Raw genomic sequence first — 18,410 nt, 5'->3', positions numbered from 1 at the left:
TTGCCCGCCAGTGATAAAGGCTCCCTTAAAAGGGGCCTTTTTCGTTTTAAATCCGTCGAAAATCATTGGTCCCGAAGAGGGGCAAAACACAAAAGGCAGCATCGAAATGCTGCCTTGAAATGAAACCGCTATGTCAGACGTTGTTTAGCTGAACGCATTAAAGGTGATGATGGTCTGGGTGTCCTTGATATTGGGCAGGGCGTGAATTTTTTCATTCACATAGCGGCCAATATCCTGTCCGTCTTCGATATAAACTTTGACCAGCAATTCAAACGGGCCGGAAATCGAATAAACTTCGGAAACACCTTCGACCTCTTCCACCAGTGCGGCGGCAACGTCATAGGCTTTGCCAAGTTCGCATTTCACGAAAATGAAGAAGGGATGCATGGGGGTGTCTCCGCAAAGGATTAAACAAGGGGCCAAGCTAGCTTGGCTGGCGTGTTGTTTCAATCATTTGTCGGCAGTCATCTATAAATAGAAATGACCTGTAACATGCAGGAACATCGCATTACCCGCCGGGGGGGCGGCGGCGCAGCCTTTCAAGATGTTCGATCCGGTCGCGCACATGGTCGGGGTCGGTGCGGCCAACACCCTCAAGCAGGGTTTCAAGCAGGGCCATGCTTGCTGCCGCACTGTCCCAGGTGGTTGCGGTTTCGATTCTGACCGGGAAAACATGACGGGCGAACCGGGCGATCGGGCTTAGCCATTGATCGGTAAATAAAATAACCTTGGCCCCCTGGTTCGACGCGGTTTCGGCAAAGGTGATGACATCGTGCTGATAGCGGCGCACATCAAAAACCAGCAAAACATCGCGTTTTCCAATATCAAGCAAGTCCTCGGTCCATTTGGTGTTTTGCCCCGAAACCCGGCGTACATTGCCACGCATGGAACGCAAATGTTCATAGGCATAAACGGCCAGTGCCGATGAAAACCGCCCGCCCAGCACATAAACTGCGCGTTTCCGATCTGCCAGCAGGTTCACCGCGCCTTCCAGTTCGGTCGGGGCAATATTTGAAAGTGATGACCGGATGTTGGATGAAATGGCATCGATCATGTGATGAAGCAATTCACCCATCGGATGGCCGCTGGCCGCAACAGCGGCGCGGGGCAGGGCACTGCGCGTAAGCGGGGATTGCAGCCGCGCTTCAAGCTCGCCGCGCAACCGCGATTGCATTTCGGGATAACTTTCAAACCCCAGTTTGCCCGCAAATCGCAAAACCGTTGGCGCCGACACCCCGCAGCGTTCGGCAAAGGTGGCAACGGTCTCAAGACCTGCCATGGGGTAATGCCCCAGCAATGCCTGTGCAAGCTTGCGTTCCGAGGCGGTTAACGCGTCGGCCTTTTGTGTAATCAGTTCGGCAACACTGGGCTGGGTGGTTTTTTCCGTGGCGTCCAAATCGGTGTTTCCCGTGCGGTAGGGCTGGAGATTGGAAATTTTGGCAAAGGGTTACTCAGGTGGGACGCTTCCTATAGTCGATCTTGCCGAATTTGTCACATCACCTTGGATAGAATTGTAATGAATTTTACATCAACTAACAATCTTGTCATTCAAACCGGCTTGATGTAACGTTCATTACATAGAGTCAAAAATGCCCTATGCCACCACAGGTGGCGCGAATGAAAAACGGCTGTCTGAACTGACGGTTGATCGCCTGGGAGGCGGCACAAACGTAACGTCCATTGTTTCGGCAATGCAGGGGTTGACGTCATATGGGATTTTGCCAGCAAGCCGATGCTTTTTTTGGGCGTCAATTTGATCGGTCGCTATCTCCGCACATTGTGTCGGTGACCGGTGCTTTATGGCCTTTTTCACAGTCGTATCACCCGCTTTGCAACGCGGGGTAGTCGTTTTTGTGTTGCGGGCGTGATGTGCCGTTTGGGTTGCCGTGATCCAAAAAACAGGTGTGCCGGTTTTAAACAAGCTGGTTCACGCATAGAGGCCAAGACATCGGGGGATGGGATAGTGAACGATGCCTGAAGTGATTAAAGCCTATATCCGGTGGGTGGACCGGATAAACCGCATCATTGGGCGGTTTGCCATGTATCTGATTTTTGTGATGCTGGCGGTTCTTTTATATTCGTCATTTACCAAGGTTTTCCTGTTTCCAGCCCTTTGGACGCTGGAAACCGCGCAGTTTTTAATGGTCGCCTATTTTCTTTTGGGTGGCGGTTATTCCATGCAGCTTGACAGCCATGTGCGCATGGACCTGTTTTATGGATCGTGGAAGCCGAAGACCCAGGCAATTGTGGATTGTTTCACGATTTTGCTGCTGATTTTTTATCTGGCATTTCTGCTGTATGGCGGCATCTCCTCAACCTCTTACGCGCTGCAATATAACGAAACCAGTTATTCCAGCTGGTCGCCGCCAATGGCACCGATCAAGGTGATCATGACGTTTGGCGTGTTCATGATGCTGCTGCAGGCGATTGCGACATTCTTTCGGGATCTTGCCCGTATTCGCGGGGAGATTTTGTAATGAGTTATGAAATGATCGCGTTGTTGATGTTCGCATCAATGATGCTGCTGTTATTGACCGGCAAGCGCGTTTTTGGCGCGATTGGCGTGGTTGCTGTTTTGTTTTCGCTTGCCCTTTGGGGCGATGGCGGGTCTGAAATGGCCTTTAGTGCCGCCATGAAACTGATGAAGTGGTATCCGCTTCTGACCCTGCCGCTGTTTATTTATATGGGATACATGCTGTCGGAATCGGGCATTGCCGATGATTTGTATCGCATGTTCCATGTCTGGATGGGGCCGGTGCGCGGCGGCCTTGCCATTGGCACAATCGTGCTGATGGTCGCCATTTCGGCAATGAACGGCCTTAGTGTTGCCGGGATGGCGATTGGGGCCAGCATTGCCATGCCCGAATTGTTACGCCGTGGTTATGATAAAATCATGGTCACCGGGGTTATTCAGGCGGGCAGTTCGCTGGGTATTCTGGTGCCACCCAGTGTGGTTCTGGTGCTGTATGGCATGATTGCCCGCCAGCCTGTCGGGCAGCTTTGGCTGGCGGGGGTGTTCCCCGGCCTGATGATGGCGGGCTTGTTTGTTCTTTATATTGCGGTGCGTTGCTGGTTAAAGCCCGAAATGGGCCCGGCCCTTAGCCGGGAAGAACGGGCTGCGGTTAGCTGGTCGGAAAAAATCAGTTTGCTTAAGGCCGGTTTGATCCCACTGTTCATTTTCTTTTCCATGACCGGCCTGTTTTTGATGGGTTACACCTCGCTGGTGGAAAGCTCGGCCGTGGGGGCGTTGGCCGCAACCCTTGCCGCGATATTCAAGCGCCGTCTGACATCACATGTGATGGAAGAAACCCTGCGCAAAACCCTGTCCATTACCTGCATGTTCATGTGGATCATCCTTGCTGCATTGTGCTTTGGCGCGGTGTTTGACGGGCTCGGTGCCGTTCGCGCGATCGAGAATTTCTTTGTTGGCGAAATGGGCTGGGGCCCGTGGCAAATCCTGATCCTGATGCAGGTATCGTTTATTATTATGGGCATGTTCCTGGATGATACGGCGATGCTGGTGATTGTCGCCCCGCTTTATGTGCCATTGGTCGGCCATCTTGGCTTCGATCTGGTGTGGTATGGCGTGCTTTATACCATTACCTGCCAGATCGCCTATATGACGCCGCCCTTTGGCTATAACCTGTTTTTAATGCGGGCCATGGCCCCGCCCGAAGTCACCCTTAAAGACATTTATCAATCGATTACGCCGTTTGTGCTGATCATGGTTTTGGCCCTGATCCTTGTGATGGCGTTTCCGCAGATCGCCTTGTGGTTACCCGGTGTCCAATACGGTCACTGATTGCCCACAGGCGCGCGATTGACCTGCGTTTCGATGAAGCCGGAACGCAGGTCCAACAAACAGAAACCATCCGAGGGACCGATACTCGAGAAACGGAGAGGGGCGGTTTCGCCAGTCTGGCGAGACAAAATTGCGGGACAAATCCCGCCTGTTTATTGATCAGGGAGATAAAAAATGACTTCAAGACGCGAATTTTTTCGAAAAGCGGGTCTGGCCACGGCGGCGGCCGGGACAACGGCATTTGCAGCCCCCTATGTAAAAGCGGCAAATGCGAAAATCACCTGGCGTTTGCAAACCTATGCGGGCCCGGCTTTGGCTGAACATGTGATTAAACCGTCGATTGACCGGTTTAACAAAATTGCCAACGGCGAAATGGAAATCGAACTTTACCATGCCGATCAGCTGGTGCCGACCGGCGAGCTTTTTCGCGCCATGCAGCGTGGCACGATTGACGCGGTACAGTCTGATGATGACTCGATTGCCGCCCCGGTTGATGTCTCGGTTTTTGGCGGTTATTTCCCGTTTGCATCGCGTTACAGCCTTGATGTTCCGACCCTGTTTTACGAATACGGCCTCGATAAAATCTGGGAAGAAGCCTATAGCGAGGTGGAAGGCGTTAAATGGCTGTCGGCGGGGTCGTGGGACCCGTGCAATTTTGCCACGGTATCGCCGATCAAAAGTCTGGCCGATCTTAAAGGCAAACGCATTTTCACCTTCCCGACAGCAGGCAAGTTCCTGTCACGCTTTGGCGTGGTCCCGGTAACCTTGCCGTGGGAAGACGTGGAAGTTGCCGTTCAGACCGGAGAACTTGACGGCATTGCATGGTCGGGCATCACCGAGGATTACACGGTGGGCTGGGCGGATGTGACCAAATACTTCCTGACCAACAATATTTCTGGCGCGTGGTGTGGGTCGTATTTTGCCAATGAAGAACGCTGGAACGAATTGCCGGACCATTTAAAAGAACTGTTCCGGGCCTGCATGGACAGCTCGCATTACCACCGCCTGTACTGGTATTGGGCCGGGGAAGCCAAGCTGCGCACCCAGGGCACCAAAATGGAGCTGACCTCCATCCCGGATGCGGAATGGAAACAGGTTGAAGCGGAAGCCCATAAGTTTTGGGATGAAATTGCCAAAACCAGCCCGCGCTGTGCCAAGGTTGTTGAAATTCTCAAGCAATATGCCGCAACCATGGAAAAAGCTGGCGCACCTTATCGCTACGGCTGATTGCCGATTGCAGCACCGAATTTGCAGGCAGGCATTTAACAATAATGCCTGCCTGTTACGGGTTCAATATACCATGCTTGCGTGGGGCAAATTTGAATGGTTGTAACGAATAATACAATAAATCGGAATTTGCGAAAAACTGATGGAAAATTGTAAAATTTATTACAATAATGCCTGCGTAATCACCGTCCAAAGAGGCGGAAGACCATAAAACAAAAAGATCGATCCCTAAAACGATCAAACAGGAGGCCGCCCATGGAGGCGAAACAGGTTAAAACCGCCGAAGATGCCCGGAAATTAATTGAAGAACGCCAGATCAAATATGTGAAGGTCGGTGTCTTTGATGTCGACGGCATTATGCGTGGCAAATACATGCACAAGGACAAGTTCCTGTCGTCGCTTAATGGTGGTTTTGGCTTTTGTGACGTGGTTTTGGGCTGGGATTCCAACGACCAGCTTTATGACAGCGCCAAATTTACCGGCTGGCATACGGCTTATCCTGATGCGCCGGTGCGCCTGTTGCCCGATACCTGCCGTGAATTGCCGATGGAAGAAGATACCATCCTGTTTTTAGGCGAATTTGACGGCGAGGCGGAAAATGTGTGCCCGCGGGCGGTATTGCGCCGGGTGCTGACCAGGGCTGCTGATATGGGGTATCGCGCCACGGCGGCGTGCGAGTTTGAATTTTTCCTGTTTGAAGAAACCCCGCATAGCGTGCGCGAAAAAAACTATCGCGACCTTAAAAATATCACGCCGGGTTTTTATGGGTATTCGATGCTACGAAGCTCGGTCCAGGCCGAATTTTACCGCGACCTGCTGGATCTGGGCGAGGCCATGGATTTTCCCATAGAGGGGCTGCACACCGAAACCGGGCCGGGGGTTTTGGAAGCCGCCATTGGCCATGATGATGCCTTGCGTGCCGCCGACAAAGCCGCCCTGTTTAAAACCTTTACCAAGGTGCTGGCACAACGATCCGACTGGATGGCGACCTTTATGGCGAAATGGTCGGCGGACTGGCCGGGGCAGTCGGGCCATATGCATGCGTCGTTGTTTGGCACAGAGGACGGAAAATCCGTTTTCTTTGACGAGAGCAAGCCCTACAATATGTCCGATGAAATGCGCTGGTTTGTTGGTGGGCAGCAAAAACTGATGCCGGAATTGCTGTCGATGGTGGCCTGTACGGTGAACAGTTATTCCCGGCTTATTCCCGGTTTTTGGGCGCCGACCAATGCGACATGGGGCGTTGAAAACCGGACCACTGCCTTGCGGGTAATCCCCGGTAGCAGCAAATCCCAGCGGGTGGAATATCGCATTGCTGCGGCAGATATTAATCCCTATATCGCGCTGGCGGCCTGTATCGGGTCTGGCCTGTGGGGCATTGAAAACAAGGTTGAACCCACCGCCGCCGTGGTTGGCAATGCCTATGAGCAGGAATTTCCTGCGGAACTTACCATTCCCGCGACCTTGTATGAGGCCGCAGGGCGGTTGCGCCAGTCACAGGCAGCCAACGATTTGTTTGGCGTGAAGTTTGTCGAACATTACGCCCAGTCGCGCGAGTGGGAAGAACGCGAATTTCGCAAGGCGATTACCGACTGGGAACTGCAACGCTATTTTGAAATCATCTAGCTGATATTTTCGCACTAAAATGTATTTTTACAAATGCTTGTCGTGCGGTGTTAAGCTTGAATATGCGAAGTTTTTCCATTGATTTATACCCCCTTATCATGCTGTGAGGAAGAATGTCAGAGACTTTAAGAACCATCTCGCCTGTTGATGGATCAGTCTATGTTGAACGGCCACTGGCAGATGCGGCGGCCATTAATACCGTATTGGATCGGGCGCAAAAGGCGCAAAAAGCATGGCGTAATACCCCGATTGGCGAACGTCAGGCTGTTTTGCGACGCGCGGTTACGGCGTTTGTGGCCAAAAAGGATGAAATTGCCGCTGAAATAAGCTGGCAGATGGGCCGCCCCATTTCACAGGCGGGCGGCGAAGTGGCTGGGTTTGAAGAACGTGCCACCTATATGATCGATATCGCACCCGATGCCCTTGGCGATTATAATCCGGGTGAAAAGGCCGGGTTTAACCGGTTTATTCGCCGCGAAGCCCTGGGGGTTGTTGCCATTGTTGCCCCGTGGAATTTCCCCTATTTAACGGCGGTAAACGGGGTTATTCCGGCCTTGATGGCGGGCAACAGTGTGGTGTTGAAACATTCGCATCAAACCCCGGTATGTGCCGAACGTTTTGCCGAGGCGTTTGCCGAAGCAGGCTTGCCGGAAGGCGTTTTTCAATATTTGCATTTAAGCCATGCCGATACGGAAAAACTGATGGGTGATCGCCGGGTTGATTTTGTTAATTTCACCGGGTCGGTTGGCGGCGGCCATGCGGTTCAGCGCGCCGTGGCGGGGAAGTTTATTGCGACCGGGCTGGAACTGGGCGGCAAGGATCCGGCTTATATCCGGTCTGATGTTAATCTGGACCACGCGGTGGAAAACGTTATCGACGGGGCGTTTTTTAATACCGGGCAATCATGTTGCGGCATTGAACGCATCTATGTGCATGAAAGCCGCTTTGACGATTTTGTTGAAAAAGCCGTTGCCCTGGTATCGCAATACCGGTTGGGAAGCCCGATTGATGCCAGCACCAACCTTGGCCCCATGGTTCGCACAAGTTCGGCTGATTTTGTTCGCAACCAAATTGATGATGCCGTTGCTGCCGGGGCCGAAGCCCTGATCGACCCGGCCACGTTTGCCGCCAATGCGCCCGGAACCCCTTATCTGGCACCGCAGGTTTTGATTAATGTTGATCATTCGATGCGCGTGATGAGCGAGGAAAGCTTTGGTCCGGTTGTGGGCATCATGAAGGTTGCTTCGGACGAAGACGCCATTCGGTTGATGAATGACAGCGAATTTGGCCTGACGGCATCGATCTGGACGGCAGACGAAGATGCCGCCTTGCGCATCGGTGATCGGCTTGAAACCGGTACGGTCTTTATGAACCGGGCGGATTACCTGGACCCGGCGCTGGCGTGGGTCGGGGTTAAAAACTCTGGCCGGGGCTGCACATTGTCAAAAATTGGCTATGAAAGCGTGACCCGGCCGAAAAGTTTTCACCTGCGCACCAAAATTTAAGCAAGGGCGCAGTTGCGCCAAAGGAAATGACCATGAGCAAACAGATTACCGGAAACTGGAACTACCCGACCCCCGTGCGTTTTGGACCGGGACGTATCGCCGAGCTGGCCGATGCCTGCAAGGCATTGGGCATGAGCAAACCATTGCTGATTACCGATGAGGGCCTGAAAGACTTGCCGATGGTGCGCAATGCCATTGCTGCGAACGCAGCCGCCGGTTTGCCGACCGGCCTGTTTGCCGGGGTTAAAGGCAACCCGGTTGGCAAAAATGTTGATGATGGTGTGGCGGTTTATCGCGCCGGTGGTCATGACGGTGTTATTGCCTTTGGCGGTGGATCGGGGCTGGATGCGGCAAAGGCCGTTGCCCTGATGGCCGGGCAAACCCGGCCGATGTGGGATTTTGAAGATGTTGGCGATAACTGGACCCGGGTAAACGCTGACGGCGTGGCGCCGATTGTGGCGGTGCCGACAACATCAGGCACCGGGTCCGAAGTCGGGCGTGCCAGTGTCATTACCAATGAAGGCACCCACGAAAAGAAAATCATTTTTCACCCCAAAATGCTGCCCGGTATCGTTATTTCCGACCCGGAGCTGACCGTTGGCTTGCCCGCACACATTACAGCGGCAACCGGTGTTGATGCCTTTGTGCATTGTTTTGAAGCCTTTTGCGCGCCGGGCTATCACCCGATGGCGGATGGCATCGCCCTTGAAGGCATGCGCCTGATCGCCGATGCTTTGCCGTGTGCCTATGATAATGGCAATGATATCGAGGCCCGGGCCGATATGCTGGCCGCCGCATCGATGGGGGCCACGGCCTTTCAAAAAGGATTGGGGGGCGTTCATGCGCTGGCCCACCCGATTGGCGCGATTTTTGATACCCATCACGGTCTGACCAACGCGATTTTGATGCCCTATGTCATGCGGGCCAACCGCAAGGTGATTGATGAAAAAATGGTGATGCTGGGCCGGGTGCTTAATATCGCCGCCCCCGGTTTTGAAAGCATGTTTGACTGGGTTCTGGGTTTTCGCGCGCGCCTTGGCATTGTCAATACGCTGGCCGAAATTGGTGTTGATGCTGATCGTGCCGACGAGGTGGCGACAAAGGCCAAGGCAGACCCGTCAGACGGCGGGAATCCGGTTGATTTGTCGGTGGCGGACTACGCCGCGATCTATCGCCGTGCCTGCGCGGGCGAACTTGGCTGATTAAACACCACAGATCAGAAATTTCGGGATCGGGGGACATGCTATGGCCTTAAAAATACTGGTTGTCGATGGCAACCTGGCGGCGGTTAACCAGCTTAACAAATCGCTGGGCGGCTCGCCGTCCGGGGATGGCTATGTTGCCGCCCTGAGGTCGCTTGATCCCGAAATTGACGCCACCATCGTGCGGCCTGCTGATGATGGGCCCGATTGTTTGCCCGCTGGCGTTACCTTGGCCGATTTTGACGGTATCGCCTGGACGGGCTCTGCCCTGAATGCCTATTCGGGCGAGGCGGCGGTGACCAACCAGGTGCCACTGGCACGCGCGAGTGTGGAATCGGGTGTGCCGGTTTTTGGCAGTTGCTGGGGCATGCAAATAGTTGCCCATGCCTTTGGCGGGACCGTACGCCCGTGTGAAAAAGGCCGTGAAATTGGCATTGGTCGTGAAATATTGTTAAATGACGCGGGCAAGGATCATTGGTTATTCAAGGGGCGCTCCGCGTGTTACAGCGCAATGACCGTACATATGGACGAGGTTTCATCGGTGCCCGAAGGGGCGGTTGTGCTGGCGGGAAATCGCCATTCCGCCATTCAGGCCTTTGTGATGGAAACATCGCAATATCGTTTCTGGGGGGTGCAATATCACCCGGAATATTCACTGGCGGAACTGGCAGCCATTTTTCGCCGTTACGGACAACGCTTGATTGATGCCGGGTTATTTGAAAACCAGCAAGCCCTGGACGCCATGGCTGCCGAATGGTTTGTTCTGGATAAAGACACAGACCGCCACGATCTGGCGTGGCGATACGGGGTGAGTGAGGATGTTTTACAACCCTCGTCGCGGTTAATTGAATTGCGCAACTGGCTGGAGCATTTGGTCCGCCCTTATGTTGCGCAACGCCGGTAAGCGCAGCCGGGCCAACCTTGCTAGCCGCAGGACTGTTGTTTTTGCTATAAAACCTGTTTTACGGCCTGTTTCGTTCGTTCCTGTACAATTTTTGCATCCAGATCCCACACCGTGGTGCCATGTGTTTCAGCCGTCAGGCTGGCCATTGCCAAGCCTTGGGCGATGGCCGCATCAAAATCGTGGTGATTGGTGGCAAAGGCGGCAGTAAAACCGGCAAAAAAGGCATCGCCCGCGCCATTGGCATCAACAAGGCGGGTAGGCAAGGGGGCCCAAAAGGACGCATCCCCTTTGTTCAACGCAACAATGCCTTGCGCACCAAGGGTAATAATAACCCGGGGCGTGCCTTTGTCTTGCAATGTTTTGGCCGCATCGAGGGCATCTTCGATAGACCCCACAGCCTGATCGGTCAAAATCTGGCTTTCAATGCGGTTGGCGATCAGTAAATCAACATCGCCGATAATATCTTTCCAACGTATTGCCTTTGACGGCGAAACCGTTGCGGCACACAGGGGCACGGCCCCCTTGTTGCGGCTTAGCCACAGCAATGTTTCGGCGGGCAGGTTGGCATCGGCCACCCAAAAATCCCATTGTTTAAGCTGCGACAGGCGGCTCTCAAAATGATCGGGTGTCAGTTTTTCATAGGTTTCCGCATCGATCAGGCCCAGCGCCAAATCGCCTTCCATATCAAGGATCGCGGTATAGCCCGGCGTATGCTGGCCGGGCAGGCGATCTAACAGGCGGGTATCTATGCCAATTTCAGACAGCGACTGTACAATCTGGCTGCCGTCACCATCGCGGCCGACCGCCCCGGCCATGCCAACATTGCACCCCAAAAGGCGTAAATGAACGGCAATGTTGCGGCCAACACCGCCCGGTTTACGATGCAACGTTTTAACCGGGTTAGATGCCGCAGGCACAAACGGGTTCAGGCATTGCATGGTTCTGTCAAAATGGGCAGCACCCAGACACAGGATATTGGCGGGCAGGGACATTTGGGGCGACTTTGAAACAGGGTTATGAAAAATGGCACGGTGGATGGCCGATTTGAAGGTCGAAGTTCAAATGATTGATAGTCATCTGTTTGCAGGCTGGCAAGGGAAAGGCCCACAAGAAAACTGCGCGCGGATACAAAACCGGAGAAGCCCCCTGTTGCCGTTGCCATCATGCCAGTATAAAACCGGCAGGAATTATTATTTCAGGTTGATACGGCCCTGTGTCGCGGGTGCCATGGGGGAGTGTGCGGCGATATATTCCGCCACCGCCTGTTCCAGATTGGGGCCGTAATCATAGGCATCAACAGCGTTATCGCGAAACAGAACATAACCATCGCCGCCCCGACGCATAAAGTCGTTCGAGACAACGCCATATAGCGTGTCGGGATTAATGGCGCTGTAACTGCCGTTTTCTAGAACCATCACGTTTGACACCCGTGCACCGTCACCCGCCGCAAGGTCAAGGTCGAACCGCAAACCCGCCACTTGCGGAAACTGCCCTTTGCCTTCGGCCACCCCGGAAACACCATGTTCGAGCGCGGCAACAATGTCTTTGCCGGAAAGTTTAAAGGTTGCCAGCGTGTTCTGAAACGGCAAAACCGTCATCACTTCGCCCATATCAACCTGGCCTTCGTCGATGCTGGCACGAATACCACCGCCATTTTGAATGGCGATCTGGTAATCAGCCCCTGCCTTGACCAGCATGGCATCGGCAACAAGGTCGCCCATGGCACATTCCTTTGCCCGGCAACTTTCGTGTGACCCGTCTGCGGGGGTGTTAAATTCACCAACAATTTGGCTGCGAATGGCATCAACGGGGGCCCTTTTGGCATCAATAGCGGCCAATACATCGGGTGCCGGTTTGATGCTGCTATCAAGCATGATCGGATCTCCTGCCCATTTAACGGGTGTGCCATCGTCATCAAAGGTCACCTGCAAATCGCCAAGATAGCGGCTATAGGCATAGGCCTGCACAATCAGGACCGGGTCGCCGTTCGGGCTGTGTTCAACAACCGGATAGGGATAGGCGGCATGTTTGTCGGTGTTGGAAAACAGCAAATGGTCATGACCACCGACAATCACGTCAATGCCATCAACCTTTCGGGCAATTTCAAAATCGCGATAGGACCCGTCATGGCCGACAACGATGATTTTGTTGATACCTTCAAGTTTCAGTTTGGCAACGGCAATGCGCAGCGCCTCTTCGGATTTCATAAAGCTGACATCCGGCCCGATTGAGCTTATTTCCGGTGTTTCCTCGGTCGTAAGCCCGATAACGCCAATTTTTTGGCCGCCAACATTGAGTACGGTATAGGCCTTAACCTTGTCATGCAGCGGGGAACCGGGACCGGCCATCAGGTTGGCGGATAAAACCGGTATTTTGTTATTTTCAATGAAACGGACCAGGTTTTGCGGGCCATCGTCAAATTCATGGTTGCCAATCGCCATGGCGTCATAGCCCGCCATAGCCATCAGTTCGGCGGTGAAATCGCCTTTATAGGTTGTGTAAAACAGCGATCCCTGAAACTGGTCGCCGCCATCAAGCAACACAACGTTACCACCCTGCGCGCGCGCATCGCGCACCGCCGTTGTCAGGCGGGCATAGCCGCCAAAACATTTGCCGTCGGCTTCGCCCTTGGTATCGCAGCTGTTGTTATATTTGGTAACGGATTCGACCCGGTCGTGAACGTCGTTGGTATGCAAAATGCGCAATTGATAATCAGCAAGCGCGGGCGCGGTGCCAAGGGTTAGCATTGAACAGGCGGCGAGCAGGCCCAACGTTATCCGTTTCATGTGTTTGCTCCGGTCAAATTGCATAAAAACTTCGGTGAAGGTTTTTAAATATCAAGTCCGATATCGTAATCGCGCATGCCCGAATGTCGAACGAAACTATGGTTAAGACTTGCGGGGGCAGGTTTGATGACACAAACGGCGTGGAAACTTGCGGTTATGAAAGGCATGACTGGGGTGGTATGATGTTGGCATTGAGCAACAAACAGGGCTTTTGACGTTGCCAAAAAGGAATCGACAGGGGGCTGAACAATAAGGGTTGCAGCGCGCGTGCATATTTCGTGGTGGCATTGAAGCGGTGTCAGCCAAAGTCTAGCTAAATTTCTTGAATTTTATTTTGCTGCTCGTTAAAGGGGGCAATGTAAGGGAAATCACTGATAGGGCAGGGCAAAGCGAACATCTTTTCGGGCGCTCTCTGACCAAACGGACAGCTTTAATACCTGATAATGTTCCTCGCCTATTTACACAGGGCTATATTTTGTAGTTACCATATGTTGTTCGTATCGGGTTTAAATGGGGAAAAGCACAATTTGCACCGGATAAATCGTAAAGAGGCGGGCAAAGTTTTTCGATGAGGGAGTTCCGCCGTCAAGGGCACTGGCGGGAATTAAAATAAGACAATCAAGCAACAGAAGGGCTTCGGAATGAAAAAGCTTCTGACCACAATGGTCGCGGCTGTCGCATGCTATGCTACGGTAGCTTCGGCTGCCGAAATCAAGCCGGCGGTTGTTTACGATATGGGCGGCAAATTTGACCGTTCATTTAACCAGAGTGCCCATATGGGTGCTGAGAAATACAAAGAAGATACCGGCACCGCGTATCGCGACTTTGAAATCCAGAACGATTCCCAGCGTGAACAGGCTATGCGTAACTTTGCGCGCCGCGGCATGAACCCGATTGTTGTTATCGGTTTCTCGCAGGCAAGCGCCCTTGAAAAAGTTGCGGCTGAATTTCCTGATACCAATTTTGCGATTGTTGACTCGGTTGTTGATCTGCCGAACGTCCAGTCGATCCTGTTCAAGGAACAGGAAGGATCGTTCCTGGTTGGTGTGTTAGCAGCAATGGCATCCAAGACCCACAAGGTCGGTTTTGTTGGTGGCATGGATATTCCGCTGATCCACAAATTTTCCTGCGGGTACGCCCAGGGCGTTAAATATGCCAATAGCGACACCGAAGTATTCCAGAACATGACCGGCACCACCGGTGCAGCCTGGAATGACCCGGTTAAGGGCGGTGAGTTGGCCAAGTCGCAGTTCGACCGGGGCGCAGACGTTATTTACCATGCTGCTGGTGGCACTGGCGTTGGTGTGCTGCAGGCGGCTGCTGATGCAGGTAAACTTGGTATTGGTGTGGATTCAAACCAGAATGCATTGCATCCGGGATCGGTTTTAACTTCAATGCTCAAGCGTGTTGACGTTGCCGTTTATCAGGCATTTTCCGATGCCGCGAACGGCAAGTGGCATTCGGGCACCAGCATTTTGGGCCTGAAGGAAGATGGCGTTGCCTGGGCTCTCGATGAAAATAACGAGAAGCTGATCACCGACGACATGAAAGCCGCCGTTGCCAAGGCGAAAGCAGAAATCATCGACGGCTCGCTGAAGGTTCATGATTACATGACTGACAGCGCCTGCCCGATGTAAGTCGTTAAGACAATCGGGGATTTGACGTGTCGGATACGATACATACAGCGCACGGTACCGGGGCAACCGGTACCGTGCCGCCCGCCATTGAACTGCGTGGAATTGATAAGCGGTTTGGTGCGGTTCACGCCAATAATTCAATTGATTTGAAAGTAGAAAAAGGCACCATCCACGGCATTGTCGGGGAAAACGGTGCTGGCAAATCAACGTTGATGAGCATCCTGTACGGTTTTTATCAGGCCGATTCAGGCACCATTCACGTTGACGGGAAGCTTTGCAACATTAACGGGTCGGAAGACGCCATTGCCGTGGGCATCGGCATGGTGCATCAGCATTTCATGCTGGTTGAACCGTTTAGTGTGCTGGAAAACGTGATACTGGGCGTTGAAGGCGGTGCTGTGTTGCGCGAAGGCGTGGACAAGGCCCGCGAAGAATTGCGCCGTCTGGAACGTGAATACTCCCTTGATATCGACCCCGACGCCATTGTCGGCGAATTGTCGGTCGGGTTGCAGCAGCGCGTTGAAATTTTGAAGGCCCTGTATCGCGGGGCCGAAATTCTTATCCTTGATGAACCCACTGGCGTTTTAACACCACAGGAAGCGGACCATTTGTTCCGTATTCTGGGCACCTTGAAACAGCAGGGTAAAACCGTGGTGCTGATTACGCATAAATTGCGTGAAATTATGGCCGCGACCGACAATGTTTCGGTGATGCGGCAGGGTGAAATGGTGGCGCACCGGCATACGGCGCAAACCAGCCCGGAAGAACTTTCTGAATTAATGGTTGGCCGCAAGGTGTTGTTGCGACTGGAAAAAGGTGTGGCTAATCCGCACTCAACGGTTTTGCAGGTCGATAACTTGTGCGTTGATACCAGCACCGGTGTACGCAAGGTTAAAAATGCCAGCTTTACCGTGCGGGCAGGCGAAATTGTCGGCATTGCCGGTGTTTCGGGCAATGGCCAAAGCGAACTTTTGGAAGCCTTGGGCGGGATCCGTGCGGTATCGGAAGGCCAGGTTATATTGAATGGTCAGGATGTGACACCGGGCCGCGGTGTTGGCCCGGCAGAGCTGCGCCAGCGCGGTGTTGCCCATGTCCCCGAAGATCGCCATCGCATGGCAATGGTAACGAATTTTTCTGCCGAAGAAGCCGCCATTCTGGGCTATCAGGATGACAAGGCCTATCAGAACGGGCTGTTGCTGGACTGGGGCAAGGTGGCCGATGCCACCCGCCACATGATGGAAGAATTTGATGTGCGCCCGGCAGACCCGCATTTAAAGGCGGCCAATTTTTCGGGCGGGAACCAGCAAAAACTGATTTTGGCGCGTGAAATGATGCGCGACCCGGATTTGCTGCTGGTGGGGCAACCCACACGCGGTGTCGATATTGGCGCGATCGAGTTTATTCATAAACGCATTGTTGCCATGCGCGACGCTGGCAAGGCTGTATTGCTGGTATCGGTCGAACTTGATGAAATCATGTCACTGTCGGATCGTATTTTGGTGATGTGCGATGGCTTTATAGTGGGTGAAGTGAATGCCGCAGATGCAAACGAACGGGTTCTGGGCCTGATGATGGCGGGTGTGGACCCGAAACAGGCAGAGGCGGAGGTCGGTAAATGAGTGATAGCATTCAACTTCCGCGCTGGATCGATGTTGGCGTTTTGCCCTTGATGAATTTGGTGCTGGCCTTTCTGATTTCCGGGCTGGTCGTGATGGCCATTGGCGAAAACCCGACCGAAGTGGTTCGGATTATGCTGTATGGCGCGTTCGGCTATGAAGAGGCGGTGGGCTATACCCTTTATTACACCACCAACTTCATCTTTACCGGGCTGGCCTTTGCTGTGGCGTTTCATGCCGGGCTTTTTAACATTGGTGTTGAAGGCCAAGCCTATGTGGGCGGGTTGGGGGTCACACTTGCAGCCCTGTATCTGAACTGGTTGCCGTTTCCGGTGATGCTGGTGGTTGCCATTCTTGCTGCTGCCCTGTTCGGGGCCGCATGGGCCTATATTCCGGCATATTTGCAGGCACGGCGCGGTTCGCATGTGGTGATCACCACCATCATGTTCAACTTTATTGCATCGTCCTTGATGGTGTATTTGCTGGTTAATGTGTTGCGCCCGCAAGGCTCGATGACGCCCGAAAGTGCCGCCATCGATGAAAATCTGACACTTCCCTATATTCACAATATGGCGGCGTGGTTTGGCATTGACATGGCCAGCAGCCCGTTAAACCTGTCATTTGTCTATGCGCTGGTGTGTTGCGTTCTGGTGTGGCTGTTTATCTGGCATACGCGCTGGGGCTATGCCATTCGCACCGTCGGGGCCAATGCGGCAGCCGCGACCTTCGCCGGGATCGAACCGGGCCGTTATATCATCATGGCGATGATGATTTCCGGGGCGCTGTCGGGCTTTATGGCGCTGAATGAAGTCATGGGCGTTCAGCATCGCCTTTTGATCGACTTTACTGCCGGATACGGCTTTGTCGGCATTGCGGTGGCCCTGATGGGGCGCAATCACCCGTTTGGCATTTTCCTCTCGGCCTTGCTGTTTGGGATGCTGTATCAGGGCGGGGCGGAGCTTTCGTTTGAAATTCCAACCATCACCAACGATATGGTCGTGGTTATTCAGGGGTTGGTTATTTTGTGTACCGGGGCGCTGGAACACATGTTCCGCCCGCGTGTGACCAAAATCTACACGGCATGGCGTTTACGCCAGAAAACGCAGGAGGCCGCGTGATGGATAATTTTCAAATGATCGTTTTGTTGCTTGATGCAACAATGCGGACCTCCACGCCGCTTATTCTTGCCGCCCTTGCCGGGATGTTTTCCGAACGGGCGGGGACCATTAACCTGGCCCTTGAAGGCATGATGCTGGGTGGGGCGTTTTCGGCGGCCTGTGTCGCCTATTACACCAACAGTCACTGGTTGGGCCTTGGTGCCGCTGTTCTAACCACGATGGGCCTGTCGTTGCTGCATGGTTTTGCCTGTATCACCCATAAGGGCAATCAGGTTGTGTCGGGCATGGCGATTAATATTCTGATGTCAGGCTTAACTGCTTTGGTCGGGATTGCGTTATTTGCACAGGGTGGCAAAACCCCGGCGCTGGACCATTCGGCCCGGTTTCAACCCATCACCTTGCCTGGCGCTGATGCCGTTGCCAATGTGCCGATATTAGGTTCGCTTTATTCCGAATTGATCAGTGGCCATAATATTCTGGTTTATGTGGCGTTTCTGGCGGTTCCGGCATCGTGGTGGGTTTTGTATCGTACCCGGTTTGGTTTGCGGTTACGTGCTGTGGGGGAAAACCCCGGTGCGGTTGATACAGCCGGTATCAGCGTGGTTGGCATGCGATATAAATCGGTTTTGTGCAGTGGTTTCCTTGTTGGTATTTCCGGGGCTTATCTTTCGACCGCACAGGGGGCTTCGTTTTTGTCCGACATGACAGCGGGCAAGGGTTATATCGCGCTTGCCGCCATGGTGTTTGGCAAGTGGCGGCCGTTTCCCGCCATGTTTGCCTGCATTTTGTTTGGCTTTCTCGATGCGGCGGCGACCCGTCTTCAGGGCGTTATCTTGCCCGGTATTGGCGAGGTTCCGGTACAACTGGTGCAGGCGCTGCCCTATATCCTGACGGTGATTTTGCTGGCGGGCTTTATTGGCCGTGCAGTTGCGCCTAAATCATTGGGGCGTCCTTACGTCAAGGAACGTTAAAATTTTCAAGTTGGCG

The 18,410-nt window shown here is 53.5% G+C and carries 15 protein-coding genes; 11 read left to right on the top strand and 4 right to left on the bottom strand.

Annotation, left to right across the window (positions count from 1 at the left end):
* Positions 1-144: 144 nt before the first annotated feature.
* Together TMES_RS20745 and TMES_RS20740 are read right to left on the bottom strand one after the other, a co-directional pair.
* Positions 145-387: an Lrp/AsnC ligand binding domain-containing protein gene (locus tag TMES_RS20745; protein WP_085586171.1), complete on the bottom strand. Its 243-nt coding sequence runs from the start codon at positions 385-387 to the stop codon at positions 145-147.
* Between the two features lie 121 nt (positions 388-508).
* Positions 509-1,396 carry a MurR/RpiR family transcriptional regulator gene (locus tag TMES_RS20740; protein ID WP_085586169.1) on the bottom strand — a complete coding sequence of 296 codons (888 nt, stop codon included), beginning with the start codon at positions 1,394-1,396 and terminating at the stop codon, positions 509-511.
* Positions 1,397-1,970: 574 nt separating this feature from the next.
* On the opposite strand from TMES_RS20740, the gene TMES_RS20735 reads away from it, so the two are divergent.
* From TMES_RS20735 to TMES_RS20705, 7 genes are all read left to right on the top strand, one after another.
* On the top strand, positions 1,971-2,477 hold the full coding sequence (locus TMES_RS20735) for a TRAP transporter small permease subunit (protein ID WP_085586167.1): 507 nt from the start codon (positions 1,971-1,973) through the stop codon (positions 2,475-2,477).
* Positions 2,477-3,802, top strand: a complete 1,326-nt coding sequence (locus tag TMES_RS20730) for a TRAP transporter large permease (RefSeq protein ID WP_085586165.1) — start codon at positions 2,477-2,479, stop codon at positions 3,800-3,802. Before TMES_RS20735 ends, TMES_RS20730 begins: the two co-directional genes overlap by 1 nt.
* A gap of 174 nt (positions 3,803-3,976) precedes the next feature.
* Positions 3,977-5,029 carry a TRAP transporter substrate-binding protein gene (locus tag TMES_RS20725; protein ID WP_085586163.1) on the top strand — a complete coding sequence of 351 codons (1,053 nt, stop codon included), beginning with the start codon at positions 3,977-3,979 and terminating at the stop codon, positions 5,027-5,029.
* Between the two features lie 255 nt (positions 5,030-5,284).
* Positions 5,285-6,655, top strand: coding sequence for a glutamine synthetase family protein (locus tag TMES_RS20720; RefSeq protein WP_085586161.1), 1,371 nt, complete (start codon positions 5,285-5,287; stop codon positions 6,653-6,655).
* Positions 6,656-6,768: 113 nt separating this feature from the next.
* Positions 6,769-8,160, top strand: a complete 1,392-nt coding sequence (locus TMES_RS20715; protein ID WP_085586159.1) for an aldehyde dehydrogenase family protein — start codon at positions 6,769-6,771, stop codon at positions 8,158-8,160.
* Positions 8,161-8,192: 32 nt separating this feature from the next.
* The gene (locus TMES_RS20710; protein ID WP_085586157.1) at positions 8,193-9,362 is read left to right on the top strand and encodes an iron-containing alcohol dehydrogenase; all 1,170 of its coding nucleotides are present in this window, start codon (positions 8,193-8,195) and stop codon (positions 9,360-9,362) included.
* Between the two features lie 43 nt (positions 9,363-9,405).
* Positions 9,406-10,266: a type 1 glutamine amidotransferase gene (locus TMES_RS20705; protein WP_085586155.1), complete on the top strand. Its 861-nt coding sequence runs from the start codon at positions 9,406-9,408 to the stop codon at positions 10,264-10,266.
* 44 nt (positions 10,267-10,310) lie between these two features.
* On the opposite strand, the gene TMES_RS20700 is transcribed toward TMES_RS20705, so the two are convergent.
* The gene (locus TMES_RS20700) at positions 10,311-11,258 is read right to left on the bottom strand and encodes a PfkB family carbohydrate kinase (RefSeq protein ID WP_085586153.1); all 948 of its coding nucleotides are present in this window, start codon (positions 11,256-11,258) and stop codon (positions 10,311-10,313) included.
* Positions 11,259-11,456: 198 nt separating this feature from the next.
* Entirely contained in the window at positions 11,457-13,052 is a 1,596-nt protein-coding gene (locus TMES_RS20695; RefSeq protein ID WP_085586151.1) for a bifunctional metallophosphatase/5'-nucleotidase, read from the bottom strand.
* Positions 13,053-13,693: 641 nt separating this feature from the next.
* Here TMES_RS20695 and TMES_RS20690 point away from each other — a divergent pair.
* From TMES_RS20690 to TMES_RS20675, 4 genes are read left to right on the top strand one after another with little or no spacing between them, the layout of a single operon-like run.
* Positions 13,694-14,689, top strand: a complete 996-nt coding sequence (locus tag TMES_RS20690; protein WP_085586149.1) for a BMP family lipoprotein — start codon at positions 13,694-13,696, stop codon at positions 14,687-14,689.
* A gap of 26 nt (positions 14,690-14,715) precedes the next feature.
* Positions 14,716-16,308, top strand: coding sequence for an ABC transporter ATP-binding protein (locus tag TMES_RS20685; RefSeq protein WP_245835535.1), 1,593 nt, complete (start codon positions 14,716-14,718; stop codon positions 16,306-16,308).
* Positions 16,305-17,423 carry an ABC transporter permease gene (locus TMES_RS20680; RefSeq protein WP_085586147.1) on the top strand — a complete coding sequence of 373 codons (1,119 nt, stop codon included), beginning with the start codon at positions 16,305-16,307 and terminating at the stop codon, positions 17,421-17,423. The genes TMES_RS20685 and TMES_RS20680 overlap by 4 nt, the downstream gene beginning before the upstream one ends.
* Positions 17,423-18,394: an ABC transporter permease gene (locus TMES_RS20675; protein WP_085586145.1), complete on the top strand. Its 972-nt coding sequence runs from the start codon at positions 17,423-17,425 to the stop codon at positions 18,392-18,394. The genes TMES_RS20680 and TMES_RS20675 overlap by 1 nt, the downstream gene beginning before the upstream one ends.
* Positions 18,395-18,410 lie beyond the last annotated feature (16 nt).

Source organism: Thalassospira mesophila (assembly GCF_002115755.1).
Classification (GTDB): Bacteria; Pseudomonadota; Alphaproteobacteria; order Rhodospirillales; family Thalassospiraceae; genus Thalassospira; species Thalassospira mesophila.
This window is presented reverse-complemented; position numbering and strand designations above follow the sequence as displayed.